Source organism: Arthrobacter sp. JUb115, from assembly GCF_004365035.1.
Lineage (GTDB): Bacteria > Actinomycetota > Actinomycetes > Actinomycetales > Micrococcaceae > Glutamicibacter.
Window position 1 is genome coordinate 142,946 of sequence record NZ_SOBS01000004.1, and the last position, 19,718, is coordinate 162,663.

24 protein-coding genes are annotated in these 19,718 nt (G+C 59.4%); all 24 read left to right on the forward strand.

Translation table 11 applies throughout. The features are described from left to right. The first annotated feature begins 186 nt into the window (after positions 1-186). The 24 genes from EDF61_RS08510 to EDF61_RS08620 all read left to right on the forward strand — a co-directional run bounded on the left by EDF61_RS08510 (position 187) and on the right by EDF61_RS08620 (position 19,709). Positions 187-585 carry a hypothetical protein gene (locus EDF61_RS08510; RefSeq protein WP_133833799.1) on the forward strand — a complete coding sequence of 133 codons (399 nt, stop codon included), beginning with the start codon at positions 187-189 and terminating at the stop codon, positions 583-585. Between the two features lie 68 nt (positions 586-653). Beyond that, positions 654-866 (forward strand): hypothetical protein, encoded by a 213-nt coding sequence (locus EDF61_RS08515; RefSeq protein WP_208294241.1) that lies wholly within the window; start codon positions 654-656, stop codon positions 864-866. Between the two features lie 88 nt (positions 867-954). Next, positions 955-2,358 (forward strand): HNH endonuclease, encoded by a 1,404-nt coding sequence (locus tag EDF61_RS08520; RefSeq protein WP_133833801.1) that lies wholly within the window; start codon positions 955-957, stop codon positions 2,356-2,358. A 161-nt stretch (positions 2,359-2,519) separates the two neighbouring features. After that, on the forward strand, positions 2,520-3,119 hold the full coding sequence (locus tag EDF61_RS08525) for a hypothetical protein (protein WP_133833802.1): 600 nt from the start codon (positions 2,520-2,522) through the stop codon (positions 3,117-3,119). A 34-nt stretch (positions 3,120-3,153) separates the two neighbouring features. Continuing rightward, positions 3,154-3,537, forward strand: coding sequence for an HNH endonuclease (locus EDF61_RS08530; protein ID WP_133833803.1), 384 nt, complete (start codon positions 3,154-3,156; stop codon positions 3,535-3,537). 159 nt (positions 3,538-3,696) lie between these two features. Further along, positions 3,697-3,951 carry a hypothetical protein gene (locus EDF61_RS08535; protein WP_133833804.1) on the forward strand — a complete coding sequence of 85 codons (255 nt, stop codon included), beginning with the start codon at positions 3,697-3,699 and terminating at the stop codon, positions 3,949-3,951. Positions 3,952-3,963: 12 nt separating this feature from the next. After that, the gene (locus EDF61_RS08540; RefSeq protein WP_133833805.1) at positions 3,964-4,431 is read left to right on the forward strand and encodes a hypothetical protein; all 468 of its coding nucleotides are present in this window, start codon (positions 3,964-3,966) and stop codon (positions 4,429-4,431) included. Then, a complete protein-coding gene (locus EDF61_RS08545; RefSeq protein WP_133833806.1) occupies positions 4,395-5,048 on the forward strand; it encodes a P27 family phage terminase small subunit in 654 nt (217 codons plus the stop codon). Before EDF61_RS08540 ends, EDF61_RS08545 begins: the two co-directional genes overlap by 37 nt. Beyond that, the gene (locus EDF61_RS08550) at positions 4,993-6,828 is read left to right on the forward strand and encodes a terminase large subunit domain-containing protein (RefSeq protein WP_133833807.1); all 1,836 of its coding nucleotides are present in this window, start codon (positions 4,993-4,995) and stop codon (positions 6,826-6,828) included. Before EDF61_RS08545 ends, EDF61_RS08550 begins: the two co-directional genes overlap by 56 nt. A gap of 13 nt (positions 6,829-6,841) precedes the next feature. After that, a complete protein-coding gene (locus EDF61_RS08555; RefSeq protein WP_133833808.1) occupies positions 6,842-8,344 on the forward strand; it encodes a phage portal protein family protein in 1,503 nt (500 codons plus the stop codon). Continuing rightward, the gene (locus EDF61_RS08560; protein WP_133833809.1) at positions 8,301-9,614 is read left to right on the forward strand and encodes a head maturation protease, ClpP-related; all 1,314 of its coding nucleotides are present in this window, start codon (positions 8,301-8,303) and stop codon (positions 9,612-9,614) included. The genes EDF61_RS08555 and EDF61_RS08560 overlap by 44 nt, the downstream gene beginning before the upstream one ends. Positions 9,615-9,616: 2 nt before the next feature. After that, the gene (locus EDF61_RS08565) at positions 9,617-9,979 is read left to right on the forward strand and encodes a capsid cement protein (protein WP_133833810.1); all 363 of its coding nucleotides are present in this window, start codon (positions 9,617-9,619) and stop codon (positions 9,977-9,979) included. 18 nt (positions 9,980-9,997) lie between these two features. After that, positions 9,998-10,903 carry a phage major capsid protein gene (locus EDF61_RS08570; RefSeq protein ID WP_133833811.1) on the forward strand — a complete coding sequence of 302 codons (906 nt, stop codon included), beginning with the start codon at positions 9,998-10,000 and terminating at the stop codon, positions 10,901-10,903. 3 nt (positions 10,904-10,906) lie between these two features. After that, on the forward strand, positions 10,907-11,293 hold the full coding sequence (locus EDF61_RS08575; protein ID WP_133833812.1) for a hypothetical protein: 387 nt from the start codon (positions 10,907-10,909) through the stop codon (positions 11,291-11,293). Positions 11,294-11,307: 14 nt separating this feature from the next. After that, positions 11,308-11,739 carry a Gp19/Gp15/Gp42 family protein gene (locus EDF61_RS08580; protein ID WP_133833813.1) on the forward strand — a complete coding sequence of 144 codons (432 nt, stop codon included), beginning with the start codon at positions 11,308-11,310 and terminating at the stop codon, positions 11,737-11,739. A gap of 21 nt (positions 11,740-11,760) precedes the next feature. Beyond that, positions 11,761-12,108: a hypothetical protein gene (locus EDF61_RS08585; RefSeq protein WP_133833814.1), complete on the forward strand. Its 348-nt coding sequence runs from the start codon at positions 11,761-11,763 to the stop codon at positions 12,106-12,108. Beyond that, positions 12,101-12,400: a hypothetical protein gene (locus EDF61_RS08590; RefSeq protein WP_133833815.1), complete on the forward strand. Its 300-nt coding sequence runs from the start codon at positions 12,101-12,103 to the stop codon at positions 12,398-12,400. The genes EDF61_RS08585 and EDF61_RS08590 overlap by 8 nt, the downstream gene beginning before the upstream one ends. A 2-nt stretch (positions 12,401-12,402) precedes the next feature. Further along, positions 12,403-12,780 (forward strand): hypothetical protein, encoded by a 378-nt coding sequence (locus EDF61_RS08595; protein WP_133833816.1) that lies wholly within the window; start codon positions 12,403-12,405, stop codon positions 12,778-12,780. 88 nt (positions 12,781-12,868) lie between these two features. Then, complete coding sequence (locus EDF61_RS08600) at positions 12,869-13,534, forward strand: hypothetical protein (RefSeq protein WP_133833817.1); 666 nt, start codon at positions 12,869-12,871, stop codon at positions 13,532-13,534. 141 nt (positions 13,535-13,675) lie between these two features. Beyond that, positions 13,676-13,852 carry a hypothetical protein gene (locus tag EDF61_RS18770; protein ID WP_166650750.1) on the forward strand — a complete coding sequence of 59 codons (177 nt, stop codon included), beginning with the start codon at positions 13,676-13,678 and terminating at the stop codon, positions 13,850-13,852. A 57-nt stretch (positions 13,853-13,909) separates the two neighbouring features. After that, a complete protein-coding gene (locus tag EDF61_RS08605) occupies positions 13,910-14,245 on the forward strand; it encodes a hypothetical protein (RefSeq protein WP_133833818.1) in 336 nt (111 codons plus the stop codon). Between the two features lie 98 nt (positions 14,246-14,343). Further along, positions 14,344-14,703, forward strand: coding sequence for a hypothetical protein (locus tag EDF61_RS08610; protein WP_133833819.1), 360 nt, complete (start codon positions 14,344-14,346; stop codon positions 14,701-14,703). A gap of 42 nt (positions 14,704-14,745) precedes the next feature. Beyond that, a complete protein-coding gene (locus EDF61_RS08615; RefSeq protein WP_133833820.1) occupies positions 14,746-18,858 on the forward strand; it encodes an aggregation-promoting factor C-terminal-like domain-containing protein in 4,113 nt (1,370 codons plus the stop codon). Continuing rightward, entirely contained in the window at positions 18,855-19,709 is an 855-nt protein-coding gene (locus tag EDF61_RS08620; protein ID WP_133833821.1) for a phage tail family protein, read from the forward strand. Before EDF61_RS08615 ends, EDF61_RS08620 begins: the two co-directional genes overlap by 4 nt. Positions 19,710-19,718 lie beyond the last annotated feature (9 nt).

The window sequence follows — 19,718 nt, forward strand, 5'->3', positions numbered from 1 at the left end:
ACCCGTGCGATAAGAGCCATGATCCAGAGCCCTATGTCACAAGTGGAATCGCTATGGCTCAGGCCATGTTCGGAGGTCGAACACGCTTCGATCCTCGTAAAAAGTATTGCCAAGACAAGGAATGCTACGACGCAGGACGGCACGAGGAAGAAATAACAGAACGAGCACAGGAAGCGGAGAAGTCCAATGAATAACACCCTGCTAAACCCGGACGCGCTCGAAGCCGGAGCAAAAGCCCTGCTATTCGAAGACTGTGGAGATTACTCACGCTGGGATCTGATGGACGAAGCGGGACAGCAAATCTTCACGGAATATGCCCGCGCTGCCGCGTCCGCTTACCTCGCAGTAGCCCAGCCAGTAGTGAACAGTGTCGAAGAACTCGAAGCACTGCCGGTCGGAAGCGTCATCGCAGACCTCTACGATGACCGCGGCGACGCGCCCGTTGTACTCTGCAAAGCCCTCAACCAGGATTGGGCAGCACTCACCACAGGTACGCAAAATGGCCGCCCGTGGTGGACATCAGAAGAGATCGCTCAGGTCGCCCGACGGCTACGTGTCTTACACCGCCCGGAGGTGGGCGCGTGACCGAGTCAGCGAAGTCGAAGCGTCCCAAGAACGATGGGCCAGTTCCACGCCTCGATCCACTTTGGGATATGGACGAGATCCAAACCGGCCGCCTCAACAACTTAGAGCACTTGGGACTGCACGCCTGCATCAACATCCCGAACGAGCCACGACTCTACGGCCGCATCACCTACCTCACCCACCAACTCCACGCCACCGTCGTGGAACTCACCTGGAACGGTGTTCAGATCAAGCACCGCAGCGACCCCGAGCAAGTGATCAGGATCGAGACAACAGCGTGATGAGGGTCCTCATTTCTGCCAGGTCGCCACCGGCCTGCCCAGTTCCGAATAACTCAGATTTGATCCATTTTGAAAGGAGGGAAAAGAATTGCCATTCTTCCAAGTTGATGACCAACTCCACGTCAACCCGAAAGCCTCAGCGCTCGCCGAAGCGGCGCTGCAGGACGATCTGGTGGGCATGGCAGCGTTAGGGCTCTGGACTATGGCAGGAAGCGTCACCCAGGCCGCGTTGACCGATGGCCTCGTCTCCCACGTGCAGCTGATGAAGATTCTGCTCAATAGCGATGCAGTTGATCTCTTGGCCGCGCGGTTGGTTGAGGTGGGGCTGTGGCATACGGCCGGGCATTCCTGTGAGCAGTGCCGGAAGGTCAAGGAAGGGTATTATCTTTTCCACGACTGGTTCCAGTTCGGGTATGACAAAGGCGTTGAAGTGCGTCTGGCGAGAGCCAAGCGCAAAGAGCTCAACGATCCGCAGATCAAGGCTGCGGTGTGGGCACGCGACGCCGAAGACTCGAAGTGTTCCAGGGGAAGATGCCGCTATTGCGGCGATATGGTCTTCAAGAAGACCAGCAAGGGCGATAAGCGCCCTGAAATGGATCATGTTGACCCGACGTTGGCTGTCGGGGTTAGGAATATCGTCCTTTCCTGTGCCCAGTGCAATCGGGAAAAGGGTAGACGCACTCCTGAGCAGGCCGGCAAGACCTTGCGCCCAGCTCCAGTCCGTGAAACCGCTTCGGCTCCGTCGAGCTTGACGATCGCACCTTCGGGTTCGCAGAACGTCGCTCCGGAGACCGAAGCGGAATCACCGGCTGTCGAGCCGGTGCAGCAGGATCCAGCCGTTCGATTCGGTCTCAGTCTCTCCACGGCATCAGCTCCAGCATCATCTCCGTCGAGCTTGACGATCGCACCTTCGGGTTCGCAGAACGTCGCTTCGGAACCGGCTGTAGAAGCAGATGTGTTCGAAGGCGACGAGGCCGACATGCCAGCCTGGGCAGCTGAGGAAAACCCTGATATTCCGGCGGCAATGACCAAATTAGCGACCATCGATGGTCAGGTAAGCCCACCATCGATGGTCGCAGAGCAAAAAGCTATCTACGGGCGCGCGCATACGCGTGCACGGGCTGGCAGGGCAGGGCAGGGTATGGAAGGGCCAGGGTCTGGCTCAGGGTCAGCCCAGGGTCAGCCCAGCTCTCCCATCGGTTCATCTAAGCCCCGAAGACCACGTTCCAGACGCAGACGGGGGAAGAAGAATCCTGGTCTGAATAACGCAACGTCTGAACACCGAACTCCTGAAAGTACTGGTGTTGTCTCTCATGATGCGGGGGAAGCGCCAGAAGTCATTGCGGGTGGAAGGTTCGGGTCGAGGTACTACGGGGTCAAGGGGCAGCAGGTGGACGAGCCGAATAGCTCGTGTGAGATCCACGGGTTGCAGTTGCCGTGCAGGAAGTGCCAGGACTCAGTTGAACGAAAGTATGTGGAGGGGGATCTGTAATGCCGGATCATGTTGATAGCCCAGATTGCTTGTGCTGGGGCTGCTTCTCGCAACAAGCCCATGAAGCGGGTGTGTGCGTGGTGCATGCTAAGGGTTGGGGATTGGGTTCATCACCTGTCGCTGCTGTTGGTTCAAAGGTTTGCCATGAGTGCGAGGATCGGATGCGTTCGGATCTGAGGCTGGTTGCTGAGCGGTGGGATGCTGCACAGGAGGCATTGCTCCCAGGGCAAGGATCGGGAGGCAGACAGGGGACAGCGGTATCTGCGCCGTTGCCGATCCGCGTCGATGTAGTTGATGCGGTGATCACGGCCAGCCGCCAGGTGTGGAAGATCGTTGCGTTGCTTGTGGACGAGTATCCCGACGTGCGATTGCCCGATGACCAGTCAACGCCCTCGATCGCAGAATGGCTGTATCGGTGGCAGATGCTGAGGGTGGTAGCGATACCGGATGCCGGCCAGGTGCTGCAGGCCTATTGGTGTGCAGCCGAGGCCGCCGAGGAGATAGCCCGGGTGACGGTAGCTGACGCCCCTACGGTAGAGCTGCCCGTGCCCGATCAATGCAAGGCCCCTACTCGTCTAGCGGACGGCACCCTAGCCATGTGCGGGGGAGATCTGGCCACCATGTGGGACCAGGCAGGGAAGGCCAAGACCGTGGTGTGCACCACCGACAGGTCGCACATGATCCCGTGGGACTCATGGGCCAAGTCCATGGCAGCACGTAGACCGAGAGGCGCTAGACCGCGGAATCATGCGGGAATCTAATTCCTTGACTTAGCATGATTAAATTAATGATGAAGTGGAATCACTGACTCCAGCGAAGCCCGACTGTTCCCCAAAGCAGTCGGGCTTCGTCATGCCCAGGACACTGGAGGTGCACGAGATGAACATCAATCAAGCGCCAGTGAAGCCATGGAGCGGACGAGCTGCAGCCGAAGCGCTGAAGCAGGTCAAAGCAAAGGGTCGACGGAACCAAACACCATGTGTCATCTGTGACCAGGGCATCGACTACTCGTTGGCTTATCCGCATCGGCAGTCATGCAGTGTGCAGCACATCAAGCCACGCAAGCATTTCCCTCAGCTCACGTGGGACCCGCTGAACTGGGCACCGGCGCATCTCGACTGCAACAAGTCAGCCGGTGCAAAGATCCAAACCGGGCTCGGAATCACCGACGACTGGTGACCCTGTCCGAGGCGAGGCCCAAAAAAATCCAGCACCTCCCCGGCCCGGACACTAGCGCCGTGCAGTTTCCTCTCCCCCCGGAAAATTTTGAACTGATTTTCAGTCTGACAAGGCGTTATGGCGGTGAAAGTGAACCCGTCAATGCAGAAAGGGATGCGAATGCGTGTTATTGACCCCGAGGTGATCGATCGTGATGCGGTGTGCCGGTTCTTGGAAGCCAATGGTATTGACCCGCACTGGATTGCCCGACAGCCCCTGGTCTACGACGGCCGCGCTCTCCGTGTCCGAGCGGACTACTGCCCGCATACGGAGGACGGTAAGCGGATCCTCAGCGGCTCTCGAATCGGATTCTTGACTATCCCGGTCTGGTACAAGGTAGAACGGGAAGCAACGCCGCGCCGCTACGGCATATAGAGCGGCAATCTCATGAAAGACCGCCCCAAGATCATCCAACTACACGGCAGCGGTCATGCCATCAGGGAGATTGCCCGAGACCACGAGGTATCCCGCAACGCTGTCCGCCGAGCGCTTGCCGAAGACGCGCGAATGGACTACTGGCGGCCGAGTGCCACCGAGGAATTCGAGCCGGCCGTTCGTGACGTTCTCGCCGACTACCCGCACATGTCCGTGCCGGACATCGCGACCATGATCGACTGGCGCAAATCCCGCCGGACGCTCTCAGATCTTGTCGCGAAACTTCGCCCCGAATACATCGAGCGGGCAGACTCCGAAGCGGCAGACGATGGAAACATCTCAGCGGTCAGCATGGACTCTCTGCGAGCTGGCTCATTCAAGGCACTCAACGTGCTTGGCTACAGCGATATTGAAGCCCACGAGCTGACTGCCAAGGAGGTGGAATGGTGGACCGAGCTGAAGAACGCGACCCACGTCTAAACCCGCCCGACCGGCTTCCCGACAACGTCAAAGCTGTCTGGGATGAAATTGTGGCCAGTAACGATGTAGCGGGCACCGTAGACCGCCAGGCACTTGAAGCGTTCTGCTACCTGGTGGCAAGGATGCGGCAGGCTCAGGAACGCATCGAAGAGGAAGGCATGGTGGTCCGCGACGCTCGCGGCAAAGTCCAGCCACACCCCGCACTAGAAGTAGAACGCAAACTAGCCGAGCAGATCCGCGCCTGGGGAGACCGATTCGCTCCACTGGTGAAACCCACCAGGAAGCGCGGCTACATGGCAGATGCTACCGCCGCCGCAATCGCGAATGCACCGCATTTGAAGGGCGATGCCGGCAAGAAGTACGCCGGCCTCATCGCAGCAACCAGGACCCAGGCATGGGTGATCGATGAAGCGCAACGCGACTCGATGCAAGCGCTCAACGAGGCGGTCATCAAGATCATGCCTCAGTACATCAAGGCCTGCGCCGAACTGCAGATCACGCCAGCATCGCTAAGCGCTGCCGTCGCGCCAGAGTCGCCGAAGCAGGACAAGGGAGGCGGTAGTGGCAGCAACGTCTCAAGCCTCCAGGAGAGGGCAAACCGCCGCCGGACAGGCTAAGAAAAAACGGCCCAAGCTGTACGGCAAGGAAAAGCCACGCGTCTTCACCCCGCCATTGCGACCCCTGGAACCGCGCTCGCCGGAGACAGAGCAGTGGACACTTGGCTATGACGTGATCGACTTCGCCGAAGAGGTTCTGAAGATCACGCTGTATCCGTGGCAGAAGTGGCTGCTGGTGCACATGCTGGAGCTGCTTGAAGATGGCCAGCTGCGCTTCCGTACCGTGATTGTCTTGATTGCCCGCCAGAACGGCAAGTCCACTCTCTCCCAGGTGCTTGCTATCTGGATCATTTGCGTCTGGGGCTGGCCCCTGGTGCTGGGTACGGCCCAGGACTTGGAAACAGCGGAGGAAGTCTGGCAGGGCGCCGTGGACATGGTGGAGGAGTCCGAGGAGCTTTCACCGCTGATCGACAAAGTCGTCAAGGTCAACGGCAAGAAGGCGTTGGAGATCATCCGCGATGTCGAGGACTTTCGGCAGGCGAAGAAGCGCAGTAAGACCAGGTACAAGGTCAAGGCTGCCAACCGAAAAGCTGGCCGTGGTTTTACCGGCAACCTGATCCTGCTCGATGAGCTTCGCGAACATCAGAATTGGGATGCCTGGGGAGCAATCACCAAGACTACGATGGCCCAAGTTGAAGCGCTAGTTTTGGCGCTGTCCAACGCGGGCGATGTAACTAGCGTGGTCCTGCGGTACTTGCGGCAGATGGGGCATGAGGGGGCGGGGGACCCGGACGGCATCTGCCAGTCCGGAGAAGACCTGCTTCCGGATGTGATCGATCTTGGAATGGGCAAGAACGATGACCCTGATGATGAGGGGTACGACGAGGACGACGAATGGGAGCAGGAGCCTGACACTCTCGGCTTATTCGAGTGGTCGGCACCTCCCGGTTGTTCAAAGTGGGACCGTGATGGATGGGCTCAAGCTAACCCTTCGGTTGGTTGGAACCCGGGCTTCACGGAGCGCACGCTCGTCGCTGCCTGCAAGACGGATCCGGAATGGGTGTACAGGACCGAGTGCCTGTGCCAGTGGTCGGACGGCGTTCTGGAAGGTCCGTTCCCACCTGGCGTGTGGGAGGAAGGGCAGAACAAGCCCGAGGTCGGCCCGGACGGAACAACTCGCATTGCCGAGGAAGACAAGATCGTTTCCGACGTGACAGTCGGCCTGGCCCAGTCCAGCGACCGCGAGTACGTCTACATGGCCCGTGCAGGGTACAGAGCGGATGGACGGGCGCAAGTTGAGCTGGTGGCGGCCAGGCATGGCACTGAATGGACTTTTGGTTACCTGATGAGCTCCAAGCGCCGCGACTCGATCAAGGGCGTTACAGGGCAATCCAAGGGCGCTCAGGTTTCGGCGTTGATGGAAGATCTTGCCGAAGCCAAGGACGATCCTGAGCTGCCGTTCGACGTTCCTGTGGTTCCTTGGCAGGGCACGGACTTGACCAACGGCTGGGCGCGTTACATGGATTTCGTCACCGAGAAGAAGCTTCGGCACCACAAACAGCCTCCTCTGGATCTGGCAGCCACCACGGCAGTCTTGAAGACCTTTAGCGGCGGAGCCACGATCCCGGACGACAAGGCCTCGCCGGCGGATACTGCGCCGCTGATGGCCACCGTTGCCGCTCTCTGGTTGCTCACTCGACGGGATGACCGCGAATTGCCGCCGCCCCCTCCGCCTGCCGCCGTGAAATCGACTGATCTAGATACTTCGTATGGGAACCGTTCAATCGGCACAACTGCTGGCCAGGCATTCACGTCTGACATAAGTTCAATCGGATTCTGAGAAAGGAGGAGCCTTGAGCGCATCTACAAGCGAGACCGGGTACCAAACATCGAACTTCTACGGCTACAGCACTGAAGAGGATACTCAGGAACTTCAATGGCCTAACAACATAGAGATCTACGACAAGATGCGTCGCCAGGATTCGCAGGTCATGTCAGTGCTGCGTGCAGTCACCCTGCCGATCCGCCGAACGATCTGGCGCATTGATCCCAACGGGGCACGACCCGAAGTAGTCCAGATGGTCTCCGAAGATCTGGGGCTGCCGATTAAAGGCGAAAGCGTTTCGTCTGCGCCGCGGTCTCGTGACCGGTTCTCCTGGAAAGAGCACCTTCGCCTTGCCCTGCTGATGCTTCCTTTCGGCCACGCGTACTTCGAGCAGGTGTACCGCATCGATGAGAAGGGCATGGCCAGGCTCCGAAAGCTCGGGTACAGGCCGCCCCGAACGATCTCGAAAATAGACGTTGACCGCGATGGCGGCTTGAAGCGCGTCTACCAGCACGGAGACCAGCTCGGAAACAAAAATGCCATGGACGTAGACCGGCTGGTCGCGTATGTGCTTGATCGTGAAGGCGGCAATTGGCTCGGCCAGTCGCTGCTTCGGCCAGCATATAAGTTCTGGCTGCTCAAGGACCGCATGCTTCGCGTGCAGCTGCAAGCTGTAGACCGCAACGGCATGGGATTCCCTGCATACACCACCGGAGATCTTCCCGAGAATCTGCCAGCGGAGAAGTACCAGGAGATCAGGCAGCAGGAGATCGACGCAGGACTGCAAATTGCCAAAGGCGTGAGATCCGGTGAGACCGCAGGCGCTTCCATGCCGAAGGGCGCAAAACTTGAACTGCTCGGAGTATCTGGCCAGCTGCCAGACGCAGAGAAACCCATCCGCTACTACGACGAGCAGATAGCCCGCGCCGTCCTAGCGCACTTCCTGAACCTTGGCACCGAAACCGGTTCCTGGGCATTGGGAAGCACCTTTGCCGACTTCTTCACCCTCTCGCTGCAGACAATCGCCGGGGACATCGCCGAAACCGCCTCCCAGCACATTGTGGAAGACATGGTGGATCTGAACTTCGGGCCCACCGAAAGAGCACCCCTGGTGACCTTCGATGAAATCGGATCGCGCCACCCCGCCACAGCCGAAGCCATCAAGGCACTCATTGAATGCGGAGCCCTGAGACCAGACGACGCTCTTGAAACCCATGTCCGGACGGTCTACGGACTTCCAGAAGCCGACGCGGAGACAGCACGCCAACAAACCCCAGCAGCCGCTGAGGGGGGAGGCAAGGTCGAACATGAAGAAATCGAACTCATGAGAGCGCGAACTGAAACCATGGCCACGCTCGCCAGAGCTGGATTCGACGCGGTGGACTCCGCAACGAAAGTAGGCCTGCCGGAAATCAAGCACACCGGACTTGTCCCGGTCACCGTCAAAGAAAAAGAAGCAGCCGAAAATCAGGAAGGAGACAATCCAGATGCCGCAACCACATCGGAAGAATCTGCTGAAACCTCCCAATAATTCCGCCAAAGCCAATTGGTACCGCATGGAAGCCACCACCGAGGAAGAAGCCGAGGTCTTCATCTACGACGCCATCGGCGGCTGGTGGGGAGTTGAAGCGTCGCAGTTCGTCAAGGACCTGTCTCGCATCACGGCTACGAAGATCAACCTCCGGGTCAACAGCCCCGGCGGCGACGTCTACGACGCCCTGGCCATCATGAACGCTCTCAAGCGCCACAAGGCCACCATCTCGGTGACAGTAGACGGGCTTGCCGCCTCGGCCGCGAGCTTCATCATCCAGGCAGCCGACGACATTAGCATGGGCAAGGGCGCCGAGATCATGATCCACGACGCTCTCACCATTGCGATAGGCAACCCGACAGACTTCCGGGAAGCTGCAGAATTCCTCGACCGAATCTCCAACACCATCGCCTCGGTCTACGCGGACCGGGCCGGAGGAACGCAGGACGAATGGCGGGAACGCATGACGGCCGAGACCTGGTACACCGCCGAAGAAGCGGTGGCCGCAGGCCTTGCGGACAACATCGTCGGTTCCGAAGCCACCGAAAAGCAGGCTGAAGACCTCAAGAACCATCTGGATCTCAGCGTCTTCGCCTACGCCGGTCGAAGAGAAGCGCCGGCACCGCCTGCACTAACACCAACCAATGGCGCGCCAGCACGGCGCGACATCCAAGACCACTTGACCGAAGCGCTCGCCGTGGCCGGTCAGTGGCGAACCGATCTGGCTGATGCGGATTCCCCGACACAGCCCAATACAAAGGAAGGAGCCGACATGTCGGACTCTCTACTCCAGGGCGTCATCCAGCGTCTGGGGATCAAGAATGAAGGCCAGGAAATCACCGAGGATACTGCTCTAGCGGCACTCGATGAGGTTCTGGCTGAACAGGCAGAAGATGATGTCGAGAAGATCGTCACCTTCGATGGTAAGGAACATCAGGCCGGCGTTGCTGCTGAAGGAACCGTTGTGCTGGACGAAGCCCAGTACTCGCAGCTCAAGGCAGATGCCAAGGCCGGCCGCGACGCCCGAGACCAGCAGGAAGCGGAACACCGCTCCCAGGCCGTTGAGAACGCTGTGCGAGATGGCCGTATCCCGCCGGCACGCCGCGATCACTGGCTCAACCTGCTGGAGAAGGATCCGGGCGCTGAGGAAAGCCTCAAGGCCTTGGCTCCAGGACTCGTGCCAGTGGAGGCCAACGGCTACACCGGTGGAGTTGATGAGTCCCCGGACGAGGACCAGCTCTACAAGAACATCTACTCTAAGGAGGCCTAACCATGGCTACCCAGTACCTGCCACTCTTCCGTCCAGGTGACACCATTACCTTCGACGTGACTGCCCCCGTCACCGGAGGCCACCCTGTCCAGGTAGGAGCTGCTGACCGCTCTGTGGCTCCTGCAGCCGCTGGCAGTACTACCTACGTTGGCATTGCCGGCCATGACGCGGAGATCGGCGACAAGGTCACCGTCGAAGTCGGCAAGGTCATCCACGAGCTGAAAACCTCTGGCGCTGTAGCTCTTGGCGCCGAAGTGGAAGCCGCCGGTGCCGGCGCCGTTCGTACCGCAACTACCGGAACCGTCATCGGTCTGGCCCTGACTGCAGCTGCCGACGGCGGCCTCATTCAGGTGCTCCAGCGCTAAGAAAGGACTCAACCTAAAATGATGACTTACCCATACACTCCGAGCCAGGTGGCGAAAGCCAGCGCGGCTGACCTGATCGCTTTCATCAAGTCGCCTACCCTGCTCGCTCGTCGCCTGGACGAGATCTTGAAGGCACAGCAGTTCATCGGAAACTTCCTGCTGCAGGGCCGCTACGAAGTACAGGGCGGCGGCATCATGGTGCCGACGAAGGAGAACTTCCGTACCAATCGCCGTGCCGAGACCGTAGCACCGGGTGCAGATTACAAGCTGACCCTGATGTCTCCCGAGCAGTACGAGATGTACACCGCGCTGAAGGACGGCATTGCCACTGAAATCACCGACGAAGAGGTTGGACGCCTGCTGCGCCAGCCTATCGACGATGCGTTGATGTACCTGCAGACCGAACTGGTGTTCAGCGCCAATGACACTGCCCTGGGCGTGATCACTTCTTCGGTGACTCAAACCGTCGCCGGCGGTGCCTGGACCAACGGCAAGCAGATCCTCAAGGACGCGATGGTGGCCAAGGCGACGGTGCGTGCCCTGAAGCTGGGCTACGACATCGACACCGTGGTCCTGGACGGCGTCCAGCACGCCGAAATCGTTCCGGAGCTGCTCGACATCCTCCCGGACAACGACGACACCGCCAAGACCGGTGCTTTCCCGACCATTGGGGGCATCACGTGGGTGGCTGCCGACGGCGGAGAGATCAGCGATCCGCTGTTCGTGGACCGCCGGGTACTCGGAGGTATCGCACGTGAGAAGATCCCTTCCCCGGAGTACCGTCCGGTCGGCAGTGACACTGGCGTGGAGATCGCGTCCTTCCGTGAAAAGTCGGACAAGACGCGCCTGCAGGCCCGCAACCCGCATGTGCCAGTGGTAACTAACCCGCTGGCTGGAATCTACGTCACCGGAACGGGGGTATAACCCATGGCTATCTACAAGGCCAAAGCACGAGTCGTGAAGGTTTCCATTGGATCGCCTGATGGCAACCGCGTTGCTCGCATCGTCCCAGAGGGAAGCATCATCCCGCAGGGCGTGCACGAGGGGCAGATCAAGCACCTCCTGGCACGAAAGCTCATTGAGTTAGTAGAAGGCACCGAGGAGCCGGCGCCAGAAACCACTGAGGCTGAACGTCTGCAGGAGCAGCTCGACAAGGCTGTGAAGGAAGTTGAAGCTGCCGAAGCCAAGGCGAAGGCAGCAGAAGCTAAGGCTAGCGATGCCGAAGCTAAGGCCGCGGATGCCGAAAGCGAACTGGCTCAGCTGAAGACGCCACCGGCAAAGGCCCCAGGCACTAAGGCCAGCGGAGCGAAATAGGAGAGCGGGTGACCATGGCCGACTTTGCAGAGCCGAAAGACATTGAGGAAGCATGGCGCCCGCTCAGCCCAGTGGAAACTTCACGGGCGTCCTACTGGATAGGTGCTGCATCACGCAAGATCCGGCGTCAGTGGAAAGACATTGACGCACGGATCAGCGCCGGTGACCCGACCGCCGATGACGTGAAAGACATCGTCATCGCCCTGGTCATCGGAATACTCCCGGGGCTTGAAAACGAAGGCAAGAAATCGCTGTCGGTTCAGGCTGGCAACATGACGCGTTCCTTCACGGTGGAGGAACGCCGGAACGAAGACCGGCTGCACTTCGAAAAATGGATGATCGAAATCATCGAAGGAAGCGCAGAGAAAGCCGCGCTGCCAAAGATCGAGTCCCCGAAACCCTACGGGCTCAACCGGATTTTCCCCCAGTGGAAAGACACCTACTAGCAGGTTCAGCAAGGAGCGTCGATGATCGTACTTGACGGATTTCCCGATGACTGGCGATGCAAAGTCGTCGTCACACGCGCCGGCGGCCTAGATGACAACGGAGACCCGCAACCTGGGCAGGTGCTCTCAGTTGAGAACTGCCTGATCTCCACCAGCTCGTCAACGAAGGATGATCAAGCCTCCGATGTCGTCACTACGAAGCTGTCACTGTTTCGAGACCCGGATCCAGAATTCGAGTTTCAATCAACAGACAAGATCGTAGTCCCTGACAACGCCATGGGGGCAGGAACATACTTCGTTGACGGGCGGCCGCGAGTCACGCCACTCGGTGTCGAAGTACCGCTGAAGGGAGCCGAGTCGAATGGCTGAACTCTACGAACCAGACCCTGCAGGACTCGCAGAAGTCGGGCGCTCGCCGGAAATGCAGGCCGCCATGGTCGGCATAGCAACTGCTGCTGTCTCTGGTATTCGAGCTATCAGCCCAGTGAAGTCGGGCGAGTACCGTGCGGGGTTTGCCGTTGAACCGACGACGAACATCGCCGGTTGGAAGAACGAAGAACGGGCAGCAGCTCGCATCGTCAACACCGTTCCGTATGCGTCAGCTGTGGAGCGGAAGCATCGGATCCTGAGCAGGATCTCCTCCATCGTAGAAAGCGGGTAGATGTGTCCCCATATGTATTCCCGGACGCTGTGAAGTGCGTTAAGAACGCGCTGGCAGCCGACGGGTTCAACGCCACGCTGAAGTTGAACCCGGAAGACTTGGATGGCAGCGAAGTGGTGCACATCCAAGACGGCGGCGGCAACGAGCAGAGCATCTTCCGCACTGACAAGATCCTGGCTGACGTGTACGCCACTGGGCGGACATCAGCAAAGGATCTTGCCGAAGCGGTCAGAGCGAGCCTGACCAAGGGGCCATTGGAAACAGCAGACGGAGTCATTGACAGCGTCACCGTCGAGATGGTGCCCACGAAGGAGGATTTCCCCTCACCGGAAATCTGCAAGTTCGTAGCCATATACCGGGCCGAAACCCGACCGATCTAGCTCGTATCAAACTATCAACGCAGGCCTTCCCTAGCTGGGTGGGCCTTTTTCTATGCCCTTACAACGGGCGGAAGGAGACGGCTCAACAATGACCGCTCAGACTTGGGGCGCTTTCCAAAGCGCCAACGAAAACATCAAGGGCGTCCGCAAGACGCTCGGTGCCGCGCTGTTCCTGGCACCAGAAGGTTCTGAAGTGCCCGGTGATTTGACCGACACTACGGGCCTGCTCATCAATTCCCTGCCAGAGGCATACCTGCCGGTGGGCCTGCTGTCGCCGGACGGTATCAACCACGAACGTGAAACCGACTCCGAAGCTGTAGATGCCTTGGGCCATTTGTCTCCTGTTCGCGAAGACATCAGCGGCGATACCCGGAACGTCACCTTCACGGCCTTGGAGACCGTTCGGGCAAGCATCGTGTCGCTCGTTGAAGGAATCGTGCTTCCAAAGGTCGGTGCCAATGGCTTGGTCAAGTACGAGGTACCTGATTTCCCGGAGAGCAAGTTCTTCCGGTGCGTAGCGATCACCTTTGACGGATCGACGACCGAGCCGTGGTTCGAATCGAAGTTCTACCCCCGTGTCTCGGTGACCAGCTTCCCTTCCGAGGCTTGGTCCAAGTCCGATGCCCGGGCGTTCGAAATCGGATTGAAGGCTTATACGGATTCCGCTCTCGGCTACATCAAAGCCGAGCAGAAGGGCGGGTTGGGCTTCAAGAACAACGCTGAAGCTCTCGGCTGGGAAATCACCAGCGCATAACCGCACCTGGTTAGTTTTCGTGGCGGCTGGGCTACATCGGCGTATTTCCTTTCTCACTGGGTGTGTAGGAAGACAATGCCGCTGGCCGCCACGGATTACCTCACACACCCGGAAAACAACATGGAAAGAGGAGGAGCCACCATGGCAATTCTCATCAGTCCCGATAAGAAGACTCAGATCCCCACTGACAATCCAACCGAGATTGTCCGTCTCAAGGCCCAGGGATTCACGGTGAAGCCCGAACCAGCAGGGAAGACTGCTGCTGCCGAGAAGGCGGCGTCGCAGGACGCTCCTGCCAACAAATCCGCCGGCAAGTAGCCGGAACAGCAAGCGCCACTCAGCCAAACACACACCCAGAAAGTGAGGGTACATCCAATGACTGATGCACCTAAGATCAACGCAACGATGGCAGACCTCGACGCTGCCGCCCACGCTGGCCCGTTCCGCCAAGCGCTCACCGGAGGAAAGCGCATCACCTTCCCTGACCCAGGCGAAATGGAATGGACAAAAGCCGAAGAATTCCTGAACGACCTGATCAAGGCCAGCACCCAGGAAATGGTCAAGAAGTGGCTATCCGAAGAGGACTTCAAGAAGCTGATGGACGCCAAGCTGAACCTCTACCAGATCAACGAGCTTGGCCGACGCATCATGGCCCACTACGAAGCAATCTTCGGGCCCCAGGAAAAAGGCACCGGCTCTACGGGATCCTAGCCAAGTACCGTGACGCAGTCACAGCAGACCTGGCCCAGGTCTACAACGCAGACCTGGACAGGCTGTGGGGCGAACGTCGATGGACGTACCTGCTCCGCTTGATCGACGGACTGCCGTCTGCGTCACGGTTCCAGGCAGCGATCCTGAATGACCCAGAGATCGCCAGGATTCTGGTAGAGCAGGACACTGGCGGGGAATACGCTCCGCCATTGGAAGAGTACGACGCCAAACTCGTTGCACTCTCCGCTATCCACGACCGCCTGGGCGATGTCGCCCAAGCGGTTCTGTCTTCGATTCCCACGGACAAAGGCAAAAGCTCACCAAAATACCGGGGCAAGCCTTACGCACGTCCGCACACGGCTGTGGGAGACATCCGAGAGCAAATGGCCCGAGAAGCTGGCCAGATGCTCATCAACTGGTTCACGCCGCATGCAGCCGAGCATGTGGCCGCTGGGTAACAGCGCCCTCCCTAGAAAACACGACCTTCAAAGGAGGGTGTCTTGGCATTTAACGCTGGTAACGCATTCGTTACAGTGACCCCGCGCTTCATCTCTTTCCAGACTTACGTCCGCAAAGAGATGAATTCTGTCATGCCGGCCGAAGGACGTACCGCAGGTAACGCCTTCGGCCGCGCAATGACACAGGGCGCACAAGCAGGGATCAACTCCGAACTCCCGGCATTGAAGCGTGCAGCCGAGACCGCAGGAAAGACCGTCCAGACTGCTGCCGAGAAATCAGTAAAAGCCCGCGACGCTGCCGCCGACGCCGCCGGCAAGCTCCGCGTGGCCGAAGAGAAACTCAACCAGGTCCGCGCCTCATCCAAGACAACCCCCGACCAGCTAGCAGCAGCTGAAGAGCGCGTGGCATCGGCACAACGCCGGGTCCAGCAGACCACTTACGCCGCGGAGACCGCGCAGAAGAACTACGTCGGGGCAATGAAGACCTCGACGGCAGCTCACGAGACCCTGCAGAAAGCCACCGAAGAGTCCGAACGCGCAACAAAAGAAGCAGCCAACGCTTCCTCCAACGCGTCAAAGAAGTACGCCAACGGATGGCGCGGCGTCGGACAGCGCGTCAAGGGCTTCGTACAGAAGGGCGTGAAGAGCGCCACCGACGCGGCAACCAAGCAAGCAGAAACCGGTGGACGCCGAGCAGGCAGCGGATACTCCAGCGCCTTCAAGGCCGCCGCCGGCGCGCTCGCCGTAGGCTTCTCTGTCTCTGAAGCGTTCCAGTTCGGCAAGCAGTCCGTTGATCTCGCTGGCCAGGCGGAACAGTCGATCGGTGCCATTGACACGGTGTTCAAGGAGAACGCCCAGCAGATGCACGAGTGGGCCAAGACGGCCTCTGAGACCGTGGGTCTGTCCTCGAATGAGTACCGGGAGTTCGGCACGCTTCTGGGGTCCCAGCTGAAGAACATGGGTACGCCCATGGATGCGATTGCTGACAAGTCCAATGGCCTGATTGCTATGGGCGCGGATATGGCGTCCATGTTCGGTGGCACCACTAAGGAAGCGATCGAAGCGATCTCGTCTGCCTTGAAGGGCGAGATGGATCCCATCGAGCGCTATGGCATTACGTTGAGTGCCGCGGCGCTGGAAGCCGAGGCGCTGTCGAAGAACATCATCAAGCCAGTGGTGGATTCCGAGAAGGTGGAAACTGCTGCAACCAAGATGACCTTGGCTCAGAGCAAATATAACGAGGTTATCAAGAAGCACGGCAAGGATTCGGACGAGGCGAAGCGCGCCCAGCTGGCGTTGACCTCTGCTGAGAATGCTTACGAGAAAGCTACTGCTGGCAAGGTTCCGCAGATGGATGCAGAGTCGAAGGCATTGGCTGTCCAGTCGGCGCTCTATGCGCAGTCCGCGGATGCCCAGGGTAACTTCATGCGTGAAGAGGGAACTTTCGAGCATCAGCGCCAGGTGGCTTTGACCAGCTGGGCGGATCTGAAAACTACTATCGGAACTGCGTTTTTGCCGATGCTCACCAAGGCATTCGTCTTTGTGAATACCACGGCAATCCCCGCGCTGGAATCGTTCACTGGATGGGTAGGCTCTACTGCAGATTCTATCGGCCAGACTCTTGGTCCGATTTTGCAGGGCGCTACGGGGTGGATCCAGGACAACAGCACGGCGGTGACTATCGGAGCCGGCGTCATTGGTGCGCTGATGGTCCCGATGCTGGTTCGCTGGGGCGTCCAGGCAACTATTGCCGGCGCTAAGAACGTTGCTGCTTTCCTGGTTGTGAAGGCCGAAGCGATAAAGACAGCTGCGATTTTCGTTGCCCAGTCGTACAAGATGATCGGTTCTTGGGCCGCGATGTCCGCTGCGGCGGTTGGCTCTGGAATCAAGACGGCCGCTGTGTGGACAGGGACGATCATCCGAAATGCTGTTGTCGGCGCTGCGACATTCGCTATCCAGTCAGCGCGGATCATTGGCTCTTGGGTAGCGATGTCCGCCGCTGCGGTTGCCTCGGGGATCAAGACGGCCGCCGTTTGGACGGGCACTGTCATCAGGCAGGCGGTCGCGGGTGCCGCGAGCTTCAGCGTGCAGGCGGGCAAGATTATTGCCGGCTGGGTGCTGATGGCAACGCGGTCCATGATCCAGGCATTGAAGATGGCTCTCTCTTGGTCAGTCGGCGTGATCGTTCCTGCAGGCAAGGCAGCGGTCGCGATGGGCATTCAATCAGCCAAGGTAGTGGCTAAATGGGTGCTCATGGGCACCCAGTCGCTGCTGCAAGCCGGCCGCATGGCTGCTGCCTGGCTGATAGCCATGGGGCCGATCGGGTGGGCTATCGCAGCCGTTGTCGGTATCGCCGCGATCGTGATCGCCAATTGGTCCAAGATCAAGAAATGGACCATCGACACCTGGAATTCAGTTTCGGGGAAGATCCGGGATGTTTGGAACAACAACATCAAGCCGATTTTCCAGGCGCTGGGAAGCTTCATTCAAACGAATGTGAAGCCTGCCTTCCAGCGTGGAATTGATGGGATCAAGAAGATCTGGAACACCCTTGAGGGGATTGCGAAAGCTCCAGTGAAGTTCATGGTTGAAACCGTGATCAACAAGGGCTTGATCGACTCCTTCAATAAGGTCGCAGGATTCATCAAGATCGGAACGCTGGAGCACGTCAAGCTGCCTGCCGGATTTGCTGATGGCGGCTGGACTGGACCAGGCCACAAGTACCAGGAAGCCGGAATCGTCCACGCTGACGAGTTCGTGGTCAAGAAGTCCTCCCGCCGCCGCATTGAGCGCCGGGCACCAGGCTTCCTTGACTCGCTCAACCAGTTTGGCGACAAGGCGCTCGGGTACGCCAATGGCGGCCTGGTCCGGCCTCTGCGTGGGGGACGCGTGTCTTCTGGCTTCGGGGCCAGTCGCGGTCGCTATCCACACGCTGGCCAGGACTTCGCCACCCCGGTAGGGACACCGATCTACGCAGCCATGGACGGCACCATCCTGAAAGCCGGATGGAACGCCATCACAGGCCGTACCGGCATCGGTGCTTTCCTGGGCCACGAGGGCGGAAGGAATACCTACTACGGCCACCTGTCCCGCCTGCTCGTCAAGGTAGGCGACATGGTCAAGCAAGGCCAGAAGATCGCGTTCTCCGGAAACACGGGCAGAAGCACCGGTCCACACCTTCACTTCGAAACGTGGACCGGTGGCAAGCCAGTAGACCCGGCACCGTTCCTCGGCGGCGCTGCACTGCCCGAAGGCGCAGGCGGCGGCGGATGGAATCCCATCCAGTCGCTGCTCGACGTTGGCGGGAAGATCAAGGGCTGGTTCTCCGAGAAGTTCCCAGACGGCGGAAAATTCCTGGACGCTGCCGTCGGTTTCGGCTCGAAGATCTTCACCGACCTGAAGGACTGGGCCTGGTCAAAGCTAGCCACCGTCGGAGACTTCGCCAAGGACTCCTGGTCCAACGTGAAGGGCTTCTTCACCGGAGGAAAGTCCAAGGCAAAGGAAGCAGTCCAAGGCGTGGCTGGACAATACGGCTGGGGATCCGGGGATCAATGGGATGCGTTGCAGTCCATCATCCAAAAGGAATCCAGCTGGAAAGTCGATGCCGCGAACTCCAGCAGCTCAGCACGTGGCCTCTTCCAGAAGATGACCTCGCTCCATGGTCCCGTCGAATCCACTGCCGAAGGACAGGCCAAATGGGGCCTGAACTACATCAAGCAGCGATACGGCAACCCCATGAACGCGTGGACATTCCACCAGAAGCACGGAAGCTACGCCGCCGGCGGACAGGTCAAGCCAATCCAGGCATTCGCCAAGGGAGGCCTCGCACGAGGCCTTTCACTCGTCGGAGAAGAAGGACCCGAACTGGTGAACTTCTCGTCCACAGCTCGAATCAGCACCGCGAGCATGACCGAGAAAATCCTTTCCAACACCAGCCTGCAGGCACAGCTAGCCGCCATCAGCGGAAACCGCTCGTCCTACGTTGACGCCATCCTCAAATCCATTGAGGCAACACGCGCAACACCAGGCACCGGCAACCAGCCAGGAACCTACATCGGAAACATCCAACTCCCACAAGGAGCAACCGTTTCCGATCTGACCCGCGAACTGCGCTTCGCGCATCGAGTCAACGGCCGAGGAGGAAAACGCCAATGAGATTCCGCTTCGACGGGGTCGAATTCGGAGACAAACTACCACTGTTCGTCACCGACTTCGACCCCGGCCCGGCCGACATCCGCACCGCAGACACCGACCAATCCCAACGAGACGGAACCATCCCCGGTCGAGACTTCCTCGGCTCACGAACATGGGCCCTCAGCATCTCCACCAACTGCAAAGACCTCACCTCAGCGCTCGCCGAGGATGAGCGGCTTTCACGGCGATGGCATGATCCGAAGCACCGGACGAGTCCGATGAAGATGGTCCCGCTGTCGTACGAGATCGATGGCCGATGGCGCCGCGTCTATGGGCGACCGGATAAATATGCCGGCATGCGAGGTGATGTGCTGGCCGTTCAGGGACGTGGCCGGATCGAATGCGACTTCCGAGTGCTGGATCTCCGGAATTTCGACGAGTCGGAGACGGTCTTGACTCTGCCGATTGTTCCGGCTTCGACAGGTGGTCTGATGGCGCCGTTGGAAGCGCCGCTTTCCACTGTTCGGTCTTCGGCTCCGCGCGCGGGCTACGTAGACAATCGCGGAACCGCAGCGACGCCTTTGAAGGTCGTCTTCAAGGGTCCAATCAGTAATCCGTTCGTCAGGGCTGCGGCAGGGTGGGAGATCGCGCTCAAGGGCTCGATTCCCGCTGGGCAGTCGATCACTGTCGATTCGTTTGCTGGAACCGTCTTGCGAGGGGCGAGCCCTGTGGCAGGGCTGCTGACCAGGAAGACACGTCTTTCCTCAGCGGTCCTGCCCACGGGCGTTTCTGACCTGACTTTCGGCGGAACAGATCCGACAGGCACCGCTCAGGTGGAACTTCGCTGGCGGAATGCCTACTACTCAATTTAGATAAGGAGG